The organism is Kitasatospora sp. NBC_01287, assembly GCF_026340565.1.
Taxonomy (GTDB): domain Bacteria; phylum Actinomycetota; class Actinomycetes; order Streptomycetales; family Streptomycetaceae; genus Kitasatospora.
In genome coordinates this window covers 698397-716177 of the sequence record NZ_JAPEPB010000001.1, presented here as the reverse complement: position 1 = coordinate 716177, position 17781 = coordinate 698397, and the positions used below count along the sequence as shown (strand labels likewise).

General features: G+C 73.6%; 14 protein-coding genes. 4 read left to right on the top strand and 10 right to left on the bottom strand.

Annotation, left to right across the window (positions count from 1 at the left end; translation table 11 throughout):
- Nucleotides 1-175: 175 nt before the first annotated feature.
- A complete protein-coding gene (locus OG455_RS02725) occupies nucleotides 176-1306 on the bottom strand; it encodes a C40 family peptidase (protein WP_266289755.1) in 1131 nt (376 codons plus the stop codon).
- Between the two features lie 352 nt (nucleotides 1307-1658).
- A complete protein-coding gene (gene pip / locus OG455_RS02720) occupies nucleotides 1659-2618 on the bottom strand; it encodes a prolyl aminopeptidase (RefSeq protein ID WP_266289753.1) in 960 nt (319 codons plus the stop codon).
- Nucleotides 2619-2976: 358 nt separating this feature from the next.
- Between pip and OG455_RS02715 the strand changes: the two genes are divergently transcribed.
- A complete protein-coding gene (locus OG455_RS02715) occupies nucleotides 2977-4830 on the top strand; it encodes a hypothetical protein (protein ID WP_266289751.1) in 1854 nt (617 codons plus the stop codon).
- A gap of 114 nt (nucleotides 4831-4944) precedes the next feature.
- Nucleotides 4945-5391 carry a DUF5955 family protein gene (locus OG455_RS02710; protein WP_266289749.1) on the top strand — a complete coding sequence of 149 codons (447 nt, stop codon included), beginning with the start codon at nucleotides 4945-4947 and terminating at the stop codon, nucleotides 5389-5391.
- Between the two features lie 57 nt (nucleotides 5392-5448).
- Here OG455_RS02710 and OG455_RS02705 read toward each other — a convergent pair whose 3' ends face one another.
- Entirely contained in the window at nucleotides 5449-6201 is a 753-nt protein-coding gene (locus OG455_RS02705) for a class I SAM-dependent methyltransferase (protein ID WP_266289747.1), read from the bottom strand.
- A gap of 118 nt (nucleotides 6202-6319) precedes the next feature.
- Between OG455_RS02705 and OG455_RS02700 the strand changes: the two genes are divergently transcribed.
- Nucleotides 6320-6910, top strand: coding sequence for a DinB family protein (locus OG455_RS02700; RefSeq protein ID WP_266289745.1), 591 nt, complete (start codon nucleotides 6320-6322; stop codon nucleotides 6908-6910).
- 44 nt (nucleotides 6911-6954) lie between these two features.
- On the opposite strand, the gene OG455_RS02695 is transcribed toward OG455_RS02700, so the two are convergent.
- The 3 genes from OG455_RS02695 to OG455_RS02685 form a co-directional block, all read right to left on the bottom strand.
- Complete coding sequence (locus OG455_RS02695) at nucleotides 6955-7473, bottom strand: MarR family winged helix-turn-helix transcriptional regulator (RefSeq protein ID WP_266289743.1); 519 nt, start codon at nucleotides 7471-7473, stop codon at nucleotides 6955-6957.
- Nucleotides 7470-9194 (bottom strand): MFS transporter, encoded by a 1725-nt coding sequence (locus OG455_RS02690; protein ID WP_266300634.1) that lies wholly within the window; start codon nucleotides 9192-9194, stop codon nucleotides 7470-7472. The genes OG455_RS02695 and OG455_RS02690 overlap by 4 nt, the downstream gene beginning before the upstream one ends.
- 238 nt (nucleotides 9195-9432) lie before the next feature.
- On the bottom strand, nucleotides 9433-9942 hold the full coding sequence (locus OG455_RS02685) for a DinB family protein (protein WP_266289741.1): 510 nt from the start codon (nucleotides 9940-9942) through the stop codon (nucleotides 9433-9435).
- A 433-nt stretch (nucleotides 9943-10375) separates the two neighbouring features.
- Between OG455_RS02685 and OG455_RS02680 the strand changes: the two genes are divergently transcribed.
- Nucleotides 10376-11386, top strand: a complete 1011-nt coding sequence (locus tag OG455_RS02680) for a LuxR C-terminal-related transcriptional regulator (protein ID WP_266289739.1) — start codon at nucleotides 10376-10378, stop codon at nucleotides 11384-11386.
- Here OG455_RS02680 and OG455_RS02675 read toward each other — a convergent pair.
- The 4 genes from OG455_RS02675 to OG455_RS02660 form a co-directional block, all read right to left on the bottom strand.
- Nucleotides 11376-12764, bottom strand: a complete 1389-nt coding sequence (locus OG455_RS02675) for a cytochrome P450 (protein WP_266289737.1) — start codon at nucleotides 12762-12764, stop codon at nucleotides 11376-11378. The genes OG455_RS02680 and OG455_RS02675 overlap by 11 nt on opposite strands.
- 93 nt (nucleotides 12765-12857) lie before the next feature.
- The gene (locus tag OG455_RS02670; RefSeq protein ID WP_266289735.1) at nucleotides 12858-13463 is read right to left on the bottom strand and encodes a GAF domain-containing protein; all 606 of its coding nucleotides are present in this window, start codon (nucleotides 13461-13463) and stop codon (nucleotides 12858-12860) included.
- Entirely contained in the window at nucleotides 13460-14296 is an 837-nt protein-coding gene (locus OG455_RS02665; RefSeq protein WP_266289733.1) for a S8 family serine peptidase, read from the bottom strand. Before OG455_RS02665 ends, OG455_RS02670 begins: the two co-directional genes overlap by 4 nt.
- Nucleotides 14293-17763 carry an adenylate/guanylate cyclase domain-containing protein gene (locus tag OG455_RS02660; RefSeq protein ID WP_266289731.1) on the bottom strand — a complete coding sequence of 1157 codons (3471 nt, stop codon included), beginning with the start codon at nucleotides 17761-17763 and terminating at the stop codon, nucleotides 14293-14295. The genes OG455_RS02665 and OG455_RS02660 overlap by 4 nt, the downstream gene beginning before the upstream one ends.
- Between the last annotated feature and the right edge of the window lie 18 nt (nucleotides 17764-17781).

Below are 17781 nucleotides of genomic sequence, written 5' to 3'. Positions count from 1 at the left end.
TGGTCGGGACAGGTGCCGCCTCGTCGCGACATCCGTCACCAGCCGAGCCCACCGAGCCCACCGAGCCCACCGAGCCCACCGAGCCCACCGGGCACTCCGAGCGCAGTGGAGCTGCGGGGTCAACGAACGCGGCTCGCCATGTGCCTCGACGACCTGGAGGACATCGAAGACTGCGTCAGCCGTCGGACTGGCCGGCGGTCAGCCCGACGGACCGCTGGTCCGCGGCCGCCGGGGGCCGGACCACGCCGCGGACGGGCATGCTGTGCAGGGAGGTCAGCCGCACCACCGTGCCGGCGTGCGGCGCGTTCACGACCAGACCGTCGCCCAGGTACAGGCCGACGTGGGTCGCGCCCTCGAAGTAGACCACCAGGTCCCCGGGGCGCAGCGGTGCCCCGGGCCCCAGGTGCGGGAGCCGCGCCCACTGCTCCTGACTGGTGCGGGGGATGGTGAGGTGGGCCGCGTGCCAGGCCTGCGAGGTGAGCCCTGAGCAGTCGAACGCGTGCGGGCCGACCGCTCCCCAGACATAGGGGCTGCCGATCCTGCCGAGCGCGAAGGCCACAGCCTCGGCGGCGGGCGGATCGGGCTCCTCGTCGGCGGGATCCGTGGCGCGGTCCGTGGCCCCCTCCCGGGTGCCGTCGCCGAAACGTTCCGCCAGGCCGGTCAGCAGCTCGGAGCGGTCATCGAGCAGTCGGCGGCGCCGCTGCTCAGCGTCGGCCAGCCGGTCGACGGCCTGGTCCTCGGCCTCCAGCACCTCGCGCGCCTGCTCCTCGCGTTCGGCCTGCCAGCCGGCCAGCAGTCTGAACACGGCGGAGACATCGGCGAGCGGACCGCCCCGGACCGGACCGCCCCGGACCGGACCGCCCCGGACCGGACCGCCCCGGACCGGCCCGCCCGCAGGTGCGGAGGATGCCTCCGTCCCGGTGGGCGCCACATCGCGCGGCACCCGGACGAGGGCGGCGGCGCGGTGGCGTTCCTGAACCTCTTCGCGCAGCGAATCGAGTGCCGTGGCGGACAGCGCCAGTTCGGCTGTCAGGTCGCTCCAGCGATGCAGAACCGATTCCGCGGGGGCGGGGCCGGGGTCGGCCACCGGCGCGGGCCTGCCGTCCTCACCGGGTGCCCCCGGAGCCGCGGCGCGGGGTACGGGCGGACCGGGCGGGCCGGCCGGCGGCCGAGGGGCAGCCGGCCGCTCCACTTCGCCGGCTGCCATCGCTCGTGGCCCGCAGGCTGCGGTGGCGACCGAGAGGGACAGGGCCAGTCCCAGGGCCCAGCCACCGAGTCGGCGGCCGGTGCGGTTGGCGTACGTCATGCGGTCCAGCAGGCAGGAGCGCGGCCGGTCGGAGGGTGAGGGACACTCGCTACTCCAACTTGAGGGTGATCTCGCTGGCCTGAACGGCTGAGCCCGAGAGCGCCGCGAGGGACTGCTCATCAGGGCGGCACCGGCACTCGTCAGGGCGGCACCGGCAGGTGTCAGCGCTCCTCGGCAGGGGCGCGCACGCCATCGGCGTGGAGCGCGCCGATGGGTTGACCGGTGGCCGCCGCTCTCGCGAGGTCACCGGTCATCCGCGCCGCCGATTTTCGCTGGCTCTCGCCGTTCTTGGCCCGTTCTTGGCCCGTTCCCGCCGGTCCGAGTCGGGGCGAGTCGCGTCGGGGGAGGGCGGTCAGCGGTTCTTGAACTCCTCGATGGCCACCCGGACGGCCAGCACCATCGCCTCGCTCCCGATGTGCCCCGAGTCGTCGAAGATGTGGAGCCGCGCGCCCGGCCACGCCTTCGCCAGCTCCCACGCCGTCCGCGGCGGGCCGCCCATGTCGTGCCGGCCGTGCACCAGCACCGCCGGGATCCCGGCCAGCCTGTGGGCGTTGCGCAGCAGTTGGTCCTCCTCCAGCCACGCGCCGTTGCTGAAGAAGTGGGAGCAGATCCGGACGAAGGCGATCTGCGCGTCGACCTCCCGGTCGCTGTACATGCCGGGCTTGCCGTTGGGCTCGTTGGTGATGACCGCGTCCTCCCAGGCGAGCCACCCGGCGGCGGCCTTCTCCCGGATGGCCCGGTCGGGGTTCTCCATCAACCGCGAGTAGGCCGCGAGCAAGTTGCCGTCCCGCTCGTCCTCGGGGACGAGATCACGGAACCGGTCCCATGCCTCCGGGTAGAACCGCCCGGCGCCCCGGTAGAGCCACTCGATCTCGCCGGGGCTGGTCGTTGTCACCGCTTGGATGATGATCTCGGTGACCCGCTCGGGATGCTGCTGCGCATAGGCCAGGATGAGCGTCGAGCCCCAGGAGGCGCCGTTCAGTAACCAGCGCTCGATGCCGAGGTGTTCGCGCAGCCGTTCCATGTCGTCGATCAGGTGCTGCGTGGTGTTGAGGCTCATGTCCGCTGCCGGGTCGCTGGCGTGCGGGGTGCTGCGGCCGCAGTTGCGCTGGTCGTAGCGGATGACGCGGTAGCGCTCCGGGTCCCAGGCTCGCGTCGGGCGCGAGACCGTGCCCGCGCCCGGGCCGCCGTGGACGTAGAGGACGGGCTTGCCGTCGGGACTGCCGAGCTGCTCGTAGTAGACGCGGTTGCCGTCTCCGGTGTCGAGAATGCCGTGACTGTACGGGCCGGTGGGAGGATAGAGATCAACCATGACTGCTGATCCTAGGTCGCGATCGCGGTCGAGCCCCGTGAATATTGACAACCCGCCTCATGGATGCGGGCGTTGAGCCGAGGATTCGGCAACTCGTGCGAGTGGGAACGGCTGTGCGACCGGCTGCGAGGCCGGGGCGCGAGGCGATGGTCCGCCGCCCGCTACTGAACACGATAGGCTGACGTTCCATCACGCTCCGTACTCGCACGGTGCGTTGCCAGCCACGTCCGTGCCACGACGAACGGGAGTCACGGGAGTGACGAACCAGCCGCACGTTCCCGTGTCCGAGCCGAAGCCCCTGGGGTCCGCCGTCCTGCCACCACCGCGGCCGGCGTCGCGGCCGCTGGCCGGCGGACCGTTGCAGCATCTGATCCGGGCGCAGGCGGGCGACCGGCGCAGTGACGCGCTCGCCCGTCTGCGGGCCGCCGCGCACCTCGATCCGGTGTTCCGCGACGCGGTGATCGAGGAGCTCGTCGAGAACCCGCACCGCGTTCCGCCGCCGGCGCACGGCCTGGACCTCGTCACGGTGCTGAAGGAGTGCGTCACCACGCGGCGTTGGGCCGTGACGCGTGGCCTGTCGCTGCTCGGGCTGCCGCTGCTGGTCATCCCGGTCGACAGCCAGGGCGCACTGGTCCCGCTGTTCCTCCTGCTCGGGGTGCGCTGCTGCCTCTTCCTCGCCCGCGAACTCAGCCGGCTCCTGGAGCGGCTCGCCGAGCGGCTCGGTGGCGCCGACGGCGGCCGTTGGATCCGCCGGGCCGGTTCGCTGGTCTGGTTGGCCGCCCTGGTGTCCATCGCGGTCATGCTGTACGAAGGCGTCGGCGGCCTGTGGGGCGACGGGTGGACCAGGCCGGCCGAGCACGCCTGCGGGTACGACTACGCCATCGGCGACCTGCGCTGCACGGTCGGCACGCCGACCACGAACTCCGCGCTCTGGGCCGCGCTGATCGTGCTGCTGGGCTGGACGGCGGTGGCGGCCGTCGACGGGTACCGGCGGCTGACCACCCTGCACCTGCTGGCGACGGGTCGAGCCCCGGTGCCGGCCGACGGGGTCGGCGTCCTGGCGGCCCGCTACCAGGAGCTCCGGCAGCGGCAGGCCGACCCCGACGTGATCTACAGCGACCACGCCCCGTTCATCGGCGCCGGCGTCGAGGTGGACCACTGGTCGTTCGCCATCGAGCTGCGGCCCGACGAGGATGCCGGGGCCGAGGGCCTGCGGGCCCTGGACCCGCGGGCCCTGGAAACCGCCCTGGACCCGCGGGTCGTGGCTCCGCTGACCACTCCGACGATCCACGCGCACCTGCGGCGGGAGCTGCTGCGGCTCGGCGCGCCAGGGCCCGGACCCGGCTACCCGGGCGATCCGCTGCACGCGATCAGCATCGAGGACCACGTCTTCAAGAGCGGCATGCGACTCGGTCCCGCCCAGGACTGGAGCGGCACCGGGCCGAACACCGCCTTCGCCCACATGGCCCCGTACGCGGCCCGGGCGGCGGCCGAGCAGCTGGGACGGCCCGCCGGGCAGGCCCCCGCGACCTGGTGGCCGGACAGTCTGGACCTGGCGGCCGAGGAGCGGCTGCGCCACTACCTGGCGGTGCGGGTGAGCAGTTGGAGCGGTGAGGTGGTGCTCACCGTGTACACCAGGGCGCAGGCGCAGGGCGGCTTGCTCTACCTGGAGAGCCGGGCCTTCGTGCTGCCGCCGATCGCCCGCGCCTACCACGCGATCGACACCGTGCTGCCGCCCGACGGCGCCGGTGACTGGACGCTGCTGCTCGGCCGCTCGCTCGGCTCCTCGCTGGGCCTGGTCAGCCGGGCGCTGCCGGACCTCTTCACGGCGGTGCGCAGCGCCGTCCGGAGCACCCGCAGGAGGGTCTGGTACCGGCGGATGTGCGCGGCGAACCGCGCGGTCGACCACGGGCCGACCCGCTCGGTGCGCGAGCTGGGTGCGGAGTCCGGATACCACCAGCTCTTCCAGGAGATGGACGTCCAGCGGTTCCTGAAGAGCATCACGTCACGCACCATGAGTGCCGTGGCGGACTGCCTGAAGGAGCACGGGTACCGCGTCGACGAGTACGAGGTCCGCCAGAACGTGGTGATCAACAACGGCATCCAGGTCGGCGGGAACGTCACCGGGAACGTGCAGAGCGGATCCCATGCCCGGGCCGACTACCAGCGGGTCTCCACCCCCCAACCCCGGATCGGCACCGACCGCGACTGACGGCACCGGCCGGGACTGACGGCACCGGCCGGGAACCGACTGGCACCGGCTGGGAACCGACTGGCACCGGCCGGGAACCGACCGCCGCGGGCCACGATCAGAAAGGACGCGATCATGACGGACGAGAGCGCTCGGAGCGGCAGCATCCACATCGCCGGGTCGGTCACCGGCGTGGTGCAGAGCGGAAGCCACGCCCGCGCCGACTACCGGCAGTACGGATCTGCCGAGGCTGACGCGGACGGGCCGTCGGCGGCGACCGCGCAGCTGCTGGAGGCCGTGAGCACGCTGCATGACGAGCTGCGGGCGCTGCGGGCCGCCTCGCCGGGGGCTGTGCCGCCCGGTGCGGCCGAGGTGGTGGCGGCGGTGCTGGACGAGGTGCGGGAGGAGGCGGCCGGCCTGGGCAGTCAGAGTGGCGAGGGTGGGCAGGGCGCTCAGGGTGGCCGGAGCGGGACAGGGCGGATCCAGCGGGCGGTGTTCACGATCACCGGAGCGCTCGCCTCGGTCACGAGCCTGGCGGAGGCGGTCGACACGCTGCGCCGGGCCGCCGCGCCCTGGTGCTGAGGGAATTCGGGCTGGCGCGGTCGCCGCGGGTCGGCCGCCTCCGCGTGGCAGCGGCGCTCAGCCGATCGGCTTCTGCCAGACCGAGACGTGCTGGGCGCTGTCCTGGGCGAAGGGCTTGCGCGTCCAGTCCTCCCAGCGCCCGTGCGGCCGCAGTCCGGCGAGCTGGGCCATCAGGTCCAGCTCGGCCGGCCACACGTACCGGAACGGCACCTCGCTGTGCTCGCCACGGCCGTCGACCACATTGATGTAATGGCAGCGTGCCGCCTGGGTGGTGACGTCGTAGTCGGTGTAGGCCCAGCGGGTCGGGCTCGTGTCGAAGGGGACGATGCGCTGCCCGGCCGGGAGCTTGCGCAGCTCCGGAATCATCACCTCGATGACGAAGAAGCCCCCGGGCGCGAGGTGCTCCGCGGCGTTGCGGAAGCAGGCGACCTGGGCCTCCTGCGTGGTCAGGTTCATGATCGTGTTGTAGACGAGGTAGGACAGGGAGAAGGCTCCGTCCGCCCCGGTGTCCACGGTGGTGGTGGTCATGTCGCCGATGGTGACGCCGATCTCCTGGCCCCCGGGCTTGGCGCGCAGCCGGGCCACCATCGCGCGTGACAGCTCGATACCGTGGACCGGCACCCCGCGCCGCGCGAGCGGCAGCGCGATGCGCCCTGTCCCGACCGCCAGCTCCAGCGCCCTTCCGTCACCGGCCAGTTCCGCCAGGAAGTCCACCGTGGATTCGATGACCTCAACCTGCTCCACGGGACTTGACGGGTCGTCATATTTCGCCGCTTCACGTTCGTCGAAGTATCCGTCTTCATTGATCACCGAGGGACCGTACCCCGGCGGCGGCCGTGAGTGCCGGTATTTTCGGTCGTCCACGATCGTGACGCCGAGGTGCGCAAAGCGGTGGACGGGTGATCATGGGCTTCGGCAGAGTGAGGACATGACGGGAACCGACTTCAAGGACGACCTGCGCGTCTTCCTGCAGGACGCGCGCGACTGCCTGCTGTGGAAACTTGACGGGCTGTCGGAATACGACGTGCGCCGTCCCATGACGCCGACCGGCACCAATCTGCTGGGCCTGGTCAAGCATCTGGCCGGGGCCGAGGCGGTGTACTTCGGTGCGGCGTTCGGGCGGCCGGTCGACGGTCCCGGGCTCTGGATCACGGGTGAGGCCGAGCCGAACGCCGATCTGTGGGCGCGGCCCGACGAGACGCGTGCGGAGATCATCGGGTGCTACCGCCGGGTCTGCGCCCACTCGGACGAGACGATCCGGTCGCTGGAGCTCGACGCGGTCGGCCGGGTGCCCTGGGGGCAACGCGGTGAGGTGACGCTCCACCGGAGCCTGGTCCACATGATCGCCGAGACCGACCGGCACGTCGGGCACGCCGACATCGTCCGCGAACTCATCGACGGGGCACGGGGGATGCGCATCGGGAGCGACAACCTGGCGCCCGGAGAGGCGGCCTGGTGGGCCGCGCACCGGGAGCGGGTGGAGCAGGCGGCGAAGGAGGCCGGCGAGGTCGGGGCCTGAGGCCCGGGCCGGGCCCGAGGTCGTCGGCGGCGGCCGGGAGCGGGTCAGTCGCCGTCGGCGAGCAGGCGCTCCAGCACGGGGACGGCGGCGCCGAGGGCTTCGCGGTCCGCCGCGCCGAGCGCGCCGATCCGCCGGGTGAGCAGTTCGGAGCGCTGCCGGCGGATCCGGGCCAGCAGCGCGCGGCCGGTGGGGGTGGGCTCGACCAGGAAGGAGCGGCCGTCGCGCGGGTCCGGGAGCCGGGCGGCCAGGCCGGCGGTCACCAGGGGGGTGACGGTGCGGGTCATCGATGGGGCGGCGACCCGCTCCAGGGCCGCGAGTTCGCCCAGTCGGACCGGCCCGTGCTCCTCGATCCTGGCGAGCGCCGAGAGTTGGGCGAAGGTGAGGTCCTGGCCGCTGGAGGCCTGGGCGAGTTGCCGGTAGAGCCGGGCCACCACCAGCCGCAGCCGTGCGACGGTGGCGGGGTCGAGGGTGCCCGCGGCCGACAGGTCGGGCTCGGGGCGGTCGGGCTCGGACAGGTCGGGCTCGGGGCGGTCGGGGCCCGGGTCGGTGTCGTGGTTTGTCATTTCGGGTCCTCGGTCGGCGTGCCCGCGTTCGACGTGCCGCCCGGCGTGCCCGGCGTGCCCGGCGTACCCGCGCGCCGCCGTCCGCGGGGCAGTGAGGCGGCCGCCGCGACCAGCGACATGGCGATGGCGAGGGAGAAGACCACCACCAGCCCGTCGTGGAACGGCCCGGAGATCAGGTGGGGAAAGAACTGGCGCCCGGTCAGGGTCTGCGCGTTGGCGGCCGGCAACTGGCTCAGCACGTGCGGACCGAGCAACTGCTGCACCGGGTTGTAGCCGAGGAAGGCGGCGAAGAGGGTGCCCACCGGCGGCAGCGCGGCGATCGCGTGCGCGTCGGCCGGCGGCACGCCCTGCGCGGTGAGCCCGGCGTCCAGGGTGTGCGGCAGCGAGCCGGCCAGCCCGGCGACCATCAGCGAGAAGAAGACGCCGATCGACAGCACCATCCCGGCGTTCTGGAAGGTGGCCCGCATGCCGGAGGCGGCGCCCCGGTCGGCCGCCGGGACACTGGACATCACCAGGGAGGTGTTGGGCGCCGCGAAGAGACCGCCGCCGAGGCCGTTGAGGAAGACCAGCGCGGCGAACCACGGGTAGCCGAAGTCGGTGGGCAGCAGGAGCAGTCCGGCGAAGGAGAGCGCCATCACCACCAGGCCGCCGGCCGCGAAGAGCCGGGCGCCGTAGCGGTCGGAGAGGTGCCCGGAGACCGGCCCGGCGGCCAGAAAGCCGATGGTCAGCGGGACCAGGTAGATCCCGGCCCAGAGCGGGGTGTCGGCGTACTCGTAGCCGTGCAGCGGCAGCCAGATGCCCTGCAGCCAGATGATCAGCATGAACTGCAGCCCGCCGCGCGCGATCGAGCCGAGCAGGGTGGCCGCGTTGCCGCCGGCGAAGACCACGTCCCGGAAGAGCCGCAGCGGGAACATCGGCTCCGCGACCCTCGTCTCGATCAGGCAGAAGAGGGCCAGCACGATGCTGCCGCCGATCAGCCCGGCCACCACCCACGGGTTGGTCCAGCCCATGGTGTGGCCGCCGTAGGGCTGGATGCCGTACGTGATCGCGGCCAGCAGCGCGGTGAGGCCCACCGCGAAGCTGATGTTGCCCCACCAGTCGATCCGCCCGGGTCGGCGCACGCCGGTCTCGCGCAGCGAGCGGTAGGCCCAGAGGGTGCCGATCAGGCCGATCGGCACGTTCACCCAGAAGATGGACCGCCAGTTCCACTCGGCCAGCAGGCCGCCGAGCACCAGGCCGATGAACGAACCGGCGATCGCGGCCACCATGTTGACGCCCAGCGCCATGCCGCGCTGCCTGGCGGGGAAGGCGTCGGTGATGATCGCCGCCGCGTTGGCCATCAGCATCGCGCCGCCGACCGCCTGTGCCACCCGCCAGCCGATCAGCCAGAGCGCGCCGCCGGCCCCGTGCAGCGGATCCAGCGAGAGGATCACCGAGACGACCGTGAAGACCAGGAAGCCGGCGTTGTAGATCCGCACCCGGCCCCAGATGTCGCCCAGCCGCCCGAGCGCCACCACCAGTACGGCGGTCACCAGCATGTAGCCCATCAGCATCCAGAGCAGGTAGCTGACGTTGGACGGCTGCAGCGGATCGAGCCGGATCCCGTTGAAGATGGCGGGCAGCGAGATCAGCACGATCGAGGAGTTGATCGTCGCGATCAGCATGCCGAGCGTGGTGTTCGAGAGCGCCACCCACTTGTAGCGCGGGTGCCCGGTGTCCATCCGCCCCGGCCGCGCGTGGTCATGGGCCGCCGTGCTGCCCGTCGCGTTCCCCGTCGCCATCGCTGATCCCTCTCGCAGGTGGACGCCGAAAGTACTTAGCGCACGTCAACTAAATTACCAGCGCCAGGGGCCGGGCGGAACGGGCAACGGCCTGCTGCGGGAGCGGCGTCGGGCGGCTCCCGCAGGCACCGGCCGTTCCGTCAGGCACCGGCCGTTCCGTCAGGCACCGACCGTTCCGTCAGGCACCGACCGTGCCGTCGACGGCCTCGCGGAGGAGGTCCGCGTGCCCGTTGTGCCGTCCGTACTCCAGGAGTACGTGGACCATCACCATCCGCAACGACACCTCCTCCTCCCAGCGCGGCTGGTATCCGGCCAGGTCCAGCGACTGCGCCTGCTGCTCGATCCGGCGCGAGTTGGCCACCTCCGCCTCCCAGGCGCCGAAGGCCTCGGCCCTGGTCGACCCGCTCGCGTCGTACGCCGCCTGGAAGTCGATCTTGTCGGACCAGACCAGCGGCGCGTCATGGTCCTCGAACACCCGCCGGAACCAGGTTCGTTCGACCTCCGCGAGGTGGCGCACCAGGCCCAGCAGCGAGAGCGTGGAGGGCGGCATCGACTGCTCCCGCAGCTGCTCGTCGCTCAGCCCCGCGCACTTCATGGCCAGGGTCTCGCGGTGGAAGTCGAGGAAGGTCCGGAGCATCTCGCGCTCGGTGCCGAAGTGCGGCGGGCCGGTCCGGTTGTCGCTGGTCACTGGGTGCTCCTGGGGTGCGGTCGAGCGGTCGGGTGGGTGTGCGCCGCGCACGCGGGCACGCGTGGCGCGCAGGTGAACCTACCGTTGACCGGCGTCCCGCCAGTATCCGATTTACCGATCGGACCGCGGCCGCGGCCTCGGCGTCGCTGCGGCCGTCGCTGTGGCTTGGAGCGGCCTGAGGTGGCCTGAGGCGGCCTGAGGTGGCCTGAGGCGGACCGCGCGGAGGCTTGCCGGTGGCTGGTGGTGGTGCTGGGACGACAGGGCCGTGAGTGGTCAGCGGTGGTGTCATCGCTGTTCGCGGTGGTGTCGAGGCTCCTGTGCAGCTGGCGAGGAGGACCTAAGATGGTGTTGCATATGATCAACACCGGTCAAGTTCGACTCGACCGCGGTCGGACAGGTCTGTCGATCGGTCAGCAGGTTGGGGGAGGTACTCGTGGGCGAGTTGTCCGCAGCCGGCGCGCCCGGTGATTTTCCCGTCCTGGGAGAGAGCGAGACCCGGGTCTTCCAGTGGGTGGCGCAGCGCGGTCACCTCGTCCGGCAGGAGGCCGCCGCCGATCTCGGGATCTCCGCCCAGCGCCTGGAGCAGGCGGTCTCGGTGCTGCGCCGGCTGCACCTGCTGCGCTCCATGCCCACCGGGGCGTCGGGTGAGCTGCGGCTGACCGCCGTGCCACCGGACCGCGCCGCGGCCAGCCTGCTGGCCCCGACCGAGGCCGAACTGCGCTGCAGGCTGGCCGAGGCCGAGCGCGTGCGGGCCGAGATCGCCCTGCTCGCACCGCTCTACGACACCGGCGGCGGACAGCGCGGCAGGGCGCCGCTGGACGAGATCCGCGAGCTGGACACCGTCATCGACGTGATCGACAAACTCACCGAGAGCTGTCGCTCCGAGGTGCTCACCTGCCAGCCCGGCGGCCCGCGCGCCCCGCACCTGCTGAGCCAGGCGTTCGACCGCGACCTGGCCATGATCCGGCGCGGCGTGCGGATGCGGACGCTCTACCAGCACACCTCGCGCCGCCACCAGCCCACCCAGGAGTACGTCCGGCGGATCACCGAGGCCGGTGCCGAAGTGCGCACCCTCACCGCGCTCTTCGGCCGCATGATCGCCTTCGACCGGTCGAGTGTGATCATCCCGCACAGCGACGAGTACGACGGCGCCGTGCTGATCCGAGACCCGTCCACGGTGGCGTACCTCTGCTCGGTGTTCGACCACTCCTGGACGCTCGGCGACCCGTACGCCCCCGGCCCGCGCGGGGACTCCGCGATGGACGAGATCAAGCAGGCCATCATCCGGCTGCTGGCGGAGGGGATGAAGGACGAGATGATCGCGCGCCGCCTGGGCATGTCGCTGCGCACCTGCCGCAAGCACATCGCGGAGAGCATGGAGACGCTCGGCGCATCCAGCCGCTTCCAGGCGGGCTATCTGGCCAGGGCCCGGATCAGCGCCTGACGGGCCGTCCGTCCGCGTCGGTCGGGGCGTCCATGTCGTCCGGGGCGTCCGGGGCGTCCGGGGCGTCCGCGTCGTCCGCGGCTGGTGGGCGGCCGCCCGGCAGCAGTGGCAGGGCGTCGAGCCGGCGGTGCTGGGGGCCGCCGCTCCAGCGCAGTTCGGCGGCCGGTCGGGCCAGGCACAGCTTCGGCCAGCGGGCGAGCAGCGCGGTCAAGGCCTCGGTGAGCTCCAGCTTGGCCAGCGTGGCGCCCAGGCAGTAGTGCGGTCCGAGGCCGAACGAGAGGTGCCTGGCGGCCTGCGGCCGGTCCAGGTCCAGCCGGTCCGGATCCTGGTGGCAGCGCGGATCGCGGTTGGCCGCGGCGACCGCGAGCAGCACCCGGCTCCCGGCCGGGATGACGCTGTCGCCGATCCGGATCTCCTCCAGGGCGATCCGGGTGGTGCTGAACGGCCCCGGGGTGTCCCAGCGCAGCAACTCGTCCACCGCGCGCGGCATCAGCTCCGGCTCGGCCCGCAGCCGGTCGGCGGCGCCGGGTTCGCCCGCCTCGCCGAGCAGGCCGAGCAGGCACATGCCGAGCATCTGCACGGTGCTGTCCAGGCCGGCCAGCAGCAGCATGGCCAGCAGGTCGACGAGTTCGGCCTCGGTCACCGTGCCGTCCGCGGCCTGCCAGGCCCGGACGACGGTGGAGAACACATCGGTGCCGCCGCCGTCGAGCCGGGCGGCGATCTCGGTGCGCACCAAGGCGTCGAGGAAGCCCACCGCGGCCTCCAGCGCGGCCGCGTCGTAGCTTCGCCGGTCGACCAGCACCCGGACCGCCGAGTGCAGCGCGGGCCGGTCGGCGGGTGGGATGGCCAACACCTCGCTGAGCACCCGGAAGGCGAAGGGCTCGGCGAAGTCGGCCATCAGCTCCACGGTGCCCTGCTGGCCCGGCTGGCCCTGCTGGCCCGGCTGACGCTGCGCGTCGAGCGCGTCGAGCAACTCGGCTGCCACGGCGGCGATCCGCTCCCGGTAGGGCTCGATCCGCGCCGGTGCGAGGGCGGGGGCGGCCAGGCGGCGGATCCGGGTGTGGTCCGGCGGGTCGTAGCTCACCAGCGACATGTCCAGGGCCCGGTGCGGGCGGCCCTTCGGCGCGGGAGTGGCGCGCAGCGAGAGCCGGGGGTCCAGGAACGCCGCCCGGACGTCCGCCTCCCGGGTGACCAGCCAGCGCGGCCGGCCCGCCGGTGAGAGGACCTCGGTCACCGGGCAGGACGACTCCCGGAACCCGGCCAGCACGCGGGCGGGGTGCGCCACGAAGTCGCCGCCCAGCGGGGAGGCCGGCCGGCCGTCCGGCGCGGTCGGCAAGCGCGGTGCGGTGGGCGCGGGCTGGGTGGTCAGCTCGTTCATCGAGGGTCCCTTCGGTCCTTGGCGCCTCGGCGGCGGTCGGTGCGGCTGGTGTGGCTGGTGTTGCCGGTTCGGCCGGTCACCGGGTGGGCGTGGTCAGCGGTCGCCGGTGGCCAGCAGCAGGTCGCGCGCCGCGTCCAGCGCCCGCAGGGCAGCCGTGCGTCCGGCCGGGTCGAGGTCCTGGAGGGCCGCTTCGGCGGCGGTCGGTGCGGCGGCCCGGCCCGAACGCCGGTCGAGCACCACCCGCAGCGCGGTGGCCGCCTGCCGGGCGAAGAGCGCCAGCAGCTCCAACTCGCCCAGGTCCGAGCGGGCCTGCGGCGCCGGATCGAGCACCTCCAGCACGCCGAGCACCCCGGAGGCGTGCAGCAGCGGCGCCGCCATCAGCGAGTTCGGCACGTACTCGGTGGACTCCGCCAGGTCCCGCGCGAAGCTCCCGTTCGTGCTGAGGTCGTCCACCACCATCGGCTCGCCGGAGCTGGCCACCCAGCCGGCGATGCCCCGCCCGGCCGGGAAGCGCCTGCCGACCAGCGACTCCTCGCCCTTGCCGGAGACGGCCTGGAAGATCAGCTCGTCGGCCTCGGTGTCCAGCAGGAAGATCGAACTCGCCTGGGCGCCGAAGATGGCGCGGGCGGTGTCCACCACCGACCGCAGCAGCTCCAGGGCCGCCGGGTCGACCTGGGGGACGGTGCTGTTCTCGGTCATTCCTCACCTCTGTTGCTGACGTGGACGTTGGCGGCGGCCAGGTACAGGACGCTCTTCAGCCGGAACGTGGTGAGCGAGGGGTGCTTGGCGAGCACCCGGGCGCACAGCCCGGTGATGTACGGCGTGGCGAAGCTGTTGCCGGTGGTGCGGATGGTTGCGCCGCCCAGCCAGGGGACGGTCACGTTCTGGCCCTGGGCGAAGAACTCCACCGGCGGACTCGGGTTGTACAGGTAGAGCTCGGGGTCCTCCTCCTGGTGGCTGCCCACCGAGATCACCGAGGAGAACCGCCAGGGGTAGCTCTCCACCGGCGTGTTGTGCGCGGAGGCGACGATCACGGAGCGGGTGAAGGCGGCCTCGTCGGCGATCGCCCGCAGGGCGTCGGTGAACTGCGGCCGGGTGGTCGACAGGCTGAGGTTGATCACGTCGAACCGCTGCTCGACCGCCCAGCGCAGCCCGGCGAGCAGCACGTCGCCGGTGCCGGAGAAGCGTTCGCCGAGCACCCGCACGCTGTAGAGCTCGCAGTCCGGCGCGGTCCGCCGGATGATCCCGGCGCACGCGGTGCCGTGGCCGCAGGTGTCGCCGGTCTCGGTCGGCTCGACGGTGATGGTGCCGTCGGCGTCCTTGAGCACCACGTACGAGCCGTCGACCTGGCCGATCAGCGGATGGTCGCGCTCGACCCCGCTGTCCACCACGCAGACTCGCACGCCGCGTCCGGTGGAGCCGCCCCAGGCCCACTGCGGGGTGAGGTCGGGGCCGGTGGCGGCGATCGGGATCTCGTCCGGACTGCGTCCGCGCAGGCTCCAGGTGAGCCCGGGTGCGGCGGTGGCGCTCATCGGGTGAGGCCCTCCTGATCGGGGTTCGGCGGGGTGGTGAGTGTCGGGTCGGTGGCAGCCGGAGCGGCCCGTGCGGCCCGCGCCGCGAGCGCTTCGGCCCAGCGGACGCCGACCAGGTGGCCCTTGGCGGCGAACAGGTGGCCGGCCCGGGCGGCGGCCCGTGTGGCCGGACCGGGGCGGCCCAGCAGGAGTTCGGTGTGGGCCTGGTCCAGCGCGGCCGTCGCCCGCACCACCGGGGAGTCGGTCGACGCCGCCTCGGCGAGCGCCCGTTCGGCGAGCGCGGTGGCCGCCGCTGCCTCCTCGGCTGCCGTGGCCGGGCCGCACGAAGCCCGGAGCCGGGCGAGCGTGCCGTACAGGTCGGCGGCGTCGGAGCAGGGCAGCCGGTCCGCCGTGCCGGCCGGCGAGTTCGGCAGCGCCGCGCACTCCTCGGTCCGGCCGGCGGCCAGCAGCGCGCGGGCCAGGTCGCGGGCGATGGTGCCGAGCAGCACGGTGGCGCCCAGCTCGCGGCAGGCCCGGTCGGCGCGGCGCAGCAGTGCGACGGCGCGTCCGGGACGGTCGGCCAACTGCTCGACGGCGGCGCCGAAAACCGGCAGGAAGACGGCCGCCTCCGCGTAGCCGAGCTCATCCGCCGTGCGCCGGGCCGCCGCCAGGCAGGCGCGCGCCTCCGGCAGGCGCTCACCGAGCGCGTAGAGCACGGCCAGCGGGCAGTTCAGGGTGACCTGCACGGCGCGCCGGTTCCGGCCGTGCTCGGCCAGCAGGGCGCGGCAGCGCTCCACCGCCTCGGGCACCGGGGTCGGACCCACCCACAGCGACACCCCGACCGCGCCCAGCGCGGCAGCCCGCTCCGGCTCCGCGTCGGCCAGCACGGCGTGCTCCAGCGCCCGGTCGAGCAGTCGCTGCGCGGTGCCGTGCCGTCCGAGCAACTGCTGCTCCTGGGCGATCCGTAGGCAGCAGCGGGCGATCCCGAGCGAGTCGCCGGTGGCATCGAAGTGCGGCAGTTCGGCGCGCGCCGTCGTGGCGACCTGGCGCAGGTCGCCGCCGGGGTCGAGCACGGCGAGCGCGAGCCGCACGTGGGCGGCGACGGTGGCGGTGGCGACGGTGGCGACGGTGGCGACGGTGGTGGCGGTGGTGGTGGCTTCGGGGGTCGCCTCAGCCGTGGCCGTGGCCGTGGCCGTGGCCTCAGCCGTGGCCGTGGCCGTGGCCTCAGCCGTAACCGTGGCCCGCGCCGCGTCAGGCTGTTCGGCGACGGCCAGCACCTGTTCCAGCAGCGCGCGGCCCTGCTCCGTGCGGCCGGTGGCGAGTTGGACCTCGGCCAGCCGCCAGGCCGCCGTCAGCCAGGGCCGCTCGCCCGGGTGGCAGAGGCCGACGGCCTGGCCGAGCAGCTCCTCGGCCCAGGCCAGGTCGGCGCGGGAGAGGGCGTGTTCGCCGCCGCGGGTCAGGTGCTCGCCGGCCCGCAGGCGCAGCGCGCCGGTGTGCTGGTCGAGCAGGCCCAGCTCGCCGCGGTAGCGGTGGGCCTTGGCCAGGTGACCGCCGATCACGCTGTCCGGCGCGCCCCGCCCGATCAGCAGGTCGGCGACCCGCTCGTGCCGCTCGGCCCGGATCCGCTTGGCCATGCTCTGGTACGAGACCTCCTGCACCAGCCCGCTGCTGAAGCGGTAGAGCGCCTCACCGTCCACCGGCCGCCGGGCCGGCTCGATCAGCCGGCGCCCGCCGAGCCCGCGCAGTGCGGGTCGCACGGTGTCCAACCCGCAGGTGTCCGGAGCGAGTTCGCCGCCCTGGGCGCCCTCGGGGCCGGAGCGGGCCAGGTCGGTCAGCTCGTCGGTGCCGAACTCCCGGCCGACCACCGAGGCCAGCGACAGGGCCGTCCGCTCCGGCCCGACCAGCGCGTCGATCCGGGCGCCGAGCAACGCCTGCACAGTGGGCGGCAGTTCGGTGGGGTCGCGCTGCTCCGCCACCATGGCGAGCAGGTGCTCAAGGTGCAGCGGGTTGCCCTCGGCCCGGTCCAGCAACTGGCCGGCCACGGTGTCGCCGTGCCCCGCCACCTCGACCAGACCGGCGGCCAGCCGCAGCGACTCCCGCGGCGTGAGCGCGTCCAGCACCAGGGTCTTGGCGTGCTCCTGGCCGGTGCCCCAGTCCGGGCTGTTCTCCAGGAGTTCCAGCCGCGCCACGCAGAGCACCAGCACCGGCGCCCCGGCCAGGTCCGCGACCAGCCGCTCCAGCGCCTCGCGCAGCAGCCGGCCCGCCCAGTGGACGTCGTCCAGCACCAGCACCAGCGGCTGTCGGCGGGCCAGCGCGCTGAGCACGTCGGCCAGTGCCGCGCCGGTGTCCTCGACCGAGGGGGTGGGGGTGCCGTCCAGCAGCAGTCCGGTGCGCAGCAGCGCGAGGGACGCGGCCGACCCGTCCGTCCCGAACAGCCGTGCCAGGCCCGGGTGGGAGGCCGGATGTGAGTCCGAGTGCGAGACCTGATGTGAGTCCGAGCGGGAGTCCGGGTGTGAGTCCGAGCAGGAGTCCGAGCAGGAGTCCGGGTGGGTGCCCTCGCGAGGGTGGGGCTCCCGGCGCGGGTCCGCCAGCAGCTGCCGCAAGGCGTCGGCCAGCGGCGCCAGGCTGCCCCGCTCGCCGTACGGACGGCAACGGCCGCTGCCGATCAGCGCCGCGCCCGACCCCAGCCCGGCCAGCCACTCCCGCACCAGCCGGGTCTTGCCCATCCCCGCCTCGGCGTAGACGGTGACCAGTTGCGCCCCCGGTCCGGTGCGGGCCCGGGCGAAGCTGTCGTCCAGTTCGGCGAGTTCGCGTTCGCGGCCGACGAACGGGGTGTCGAAGCGGCGCATCAGCTCGGGCTCGTCGCCGCGCAGGCCGAGCAGCCGGTAGGCGCGCACCCGCTCGGCCTTGCCCTTGAGTTCGAGCAGCCCGACCTCGTCGACCACCGCGCAGGCGCCCGCCGACCGCAGCGTCTGCGGGCCGATCAGGATCTGGCCGGCCGCCGCGTGCTGCTCCAGCCGGGCCGCCACGTTGACCACTTCGCCCGAGACCAGCGCCTGGCGGGCGCCGGCCTCGGTGTTGGCCACCGCCTCACCGGTGTTCACCCCGATCCGGACGTCCAGCCGGACGCCGAGCGAGCTGATCAGTCCGGCGTTCAGCTCTTCCAGCGCGGCGAGCATGTCCAGCGTGGCGGCCAGCGCGCGGCGGGCGTCGTCCTCGTGCATGGCGGGGATGCCGAAGACCGCCATCACCGCGTCGCCGATGAACTTCTCCACCGTGCCACCGTGGGCGAGGAGCTGACTGCTCATCAATTCGAAGTAGCGCAGGGTGACCGAGCGCAGCGCCTCCGGGTCGAGCCGGCCGGAGAGCGCGGTGGAGCCGACCAGGTCGCAGAAGACCACGGTCACCACCTTCCGCTCCTCCGCCCGCGTCGGGGCCGCGATGGAGCCCATGGAGCCCGTGGAGCCCATGGCGGGCGTGGCGGACACGGCGGACACGGCGGGCGG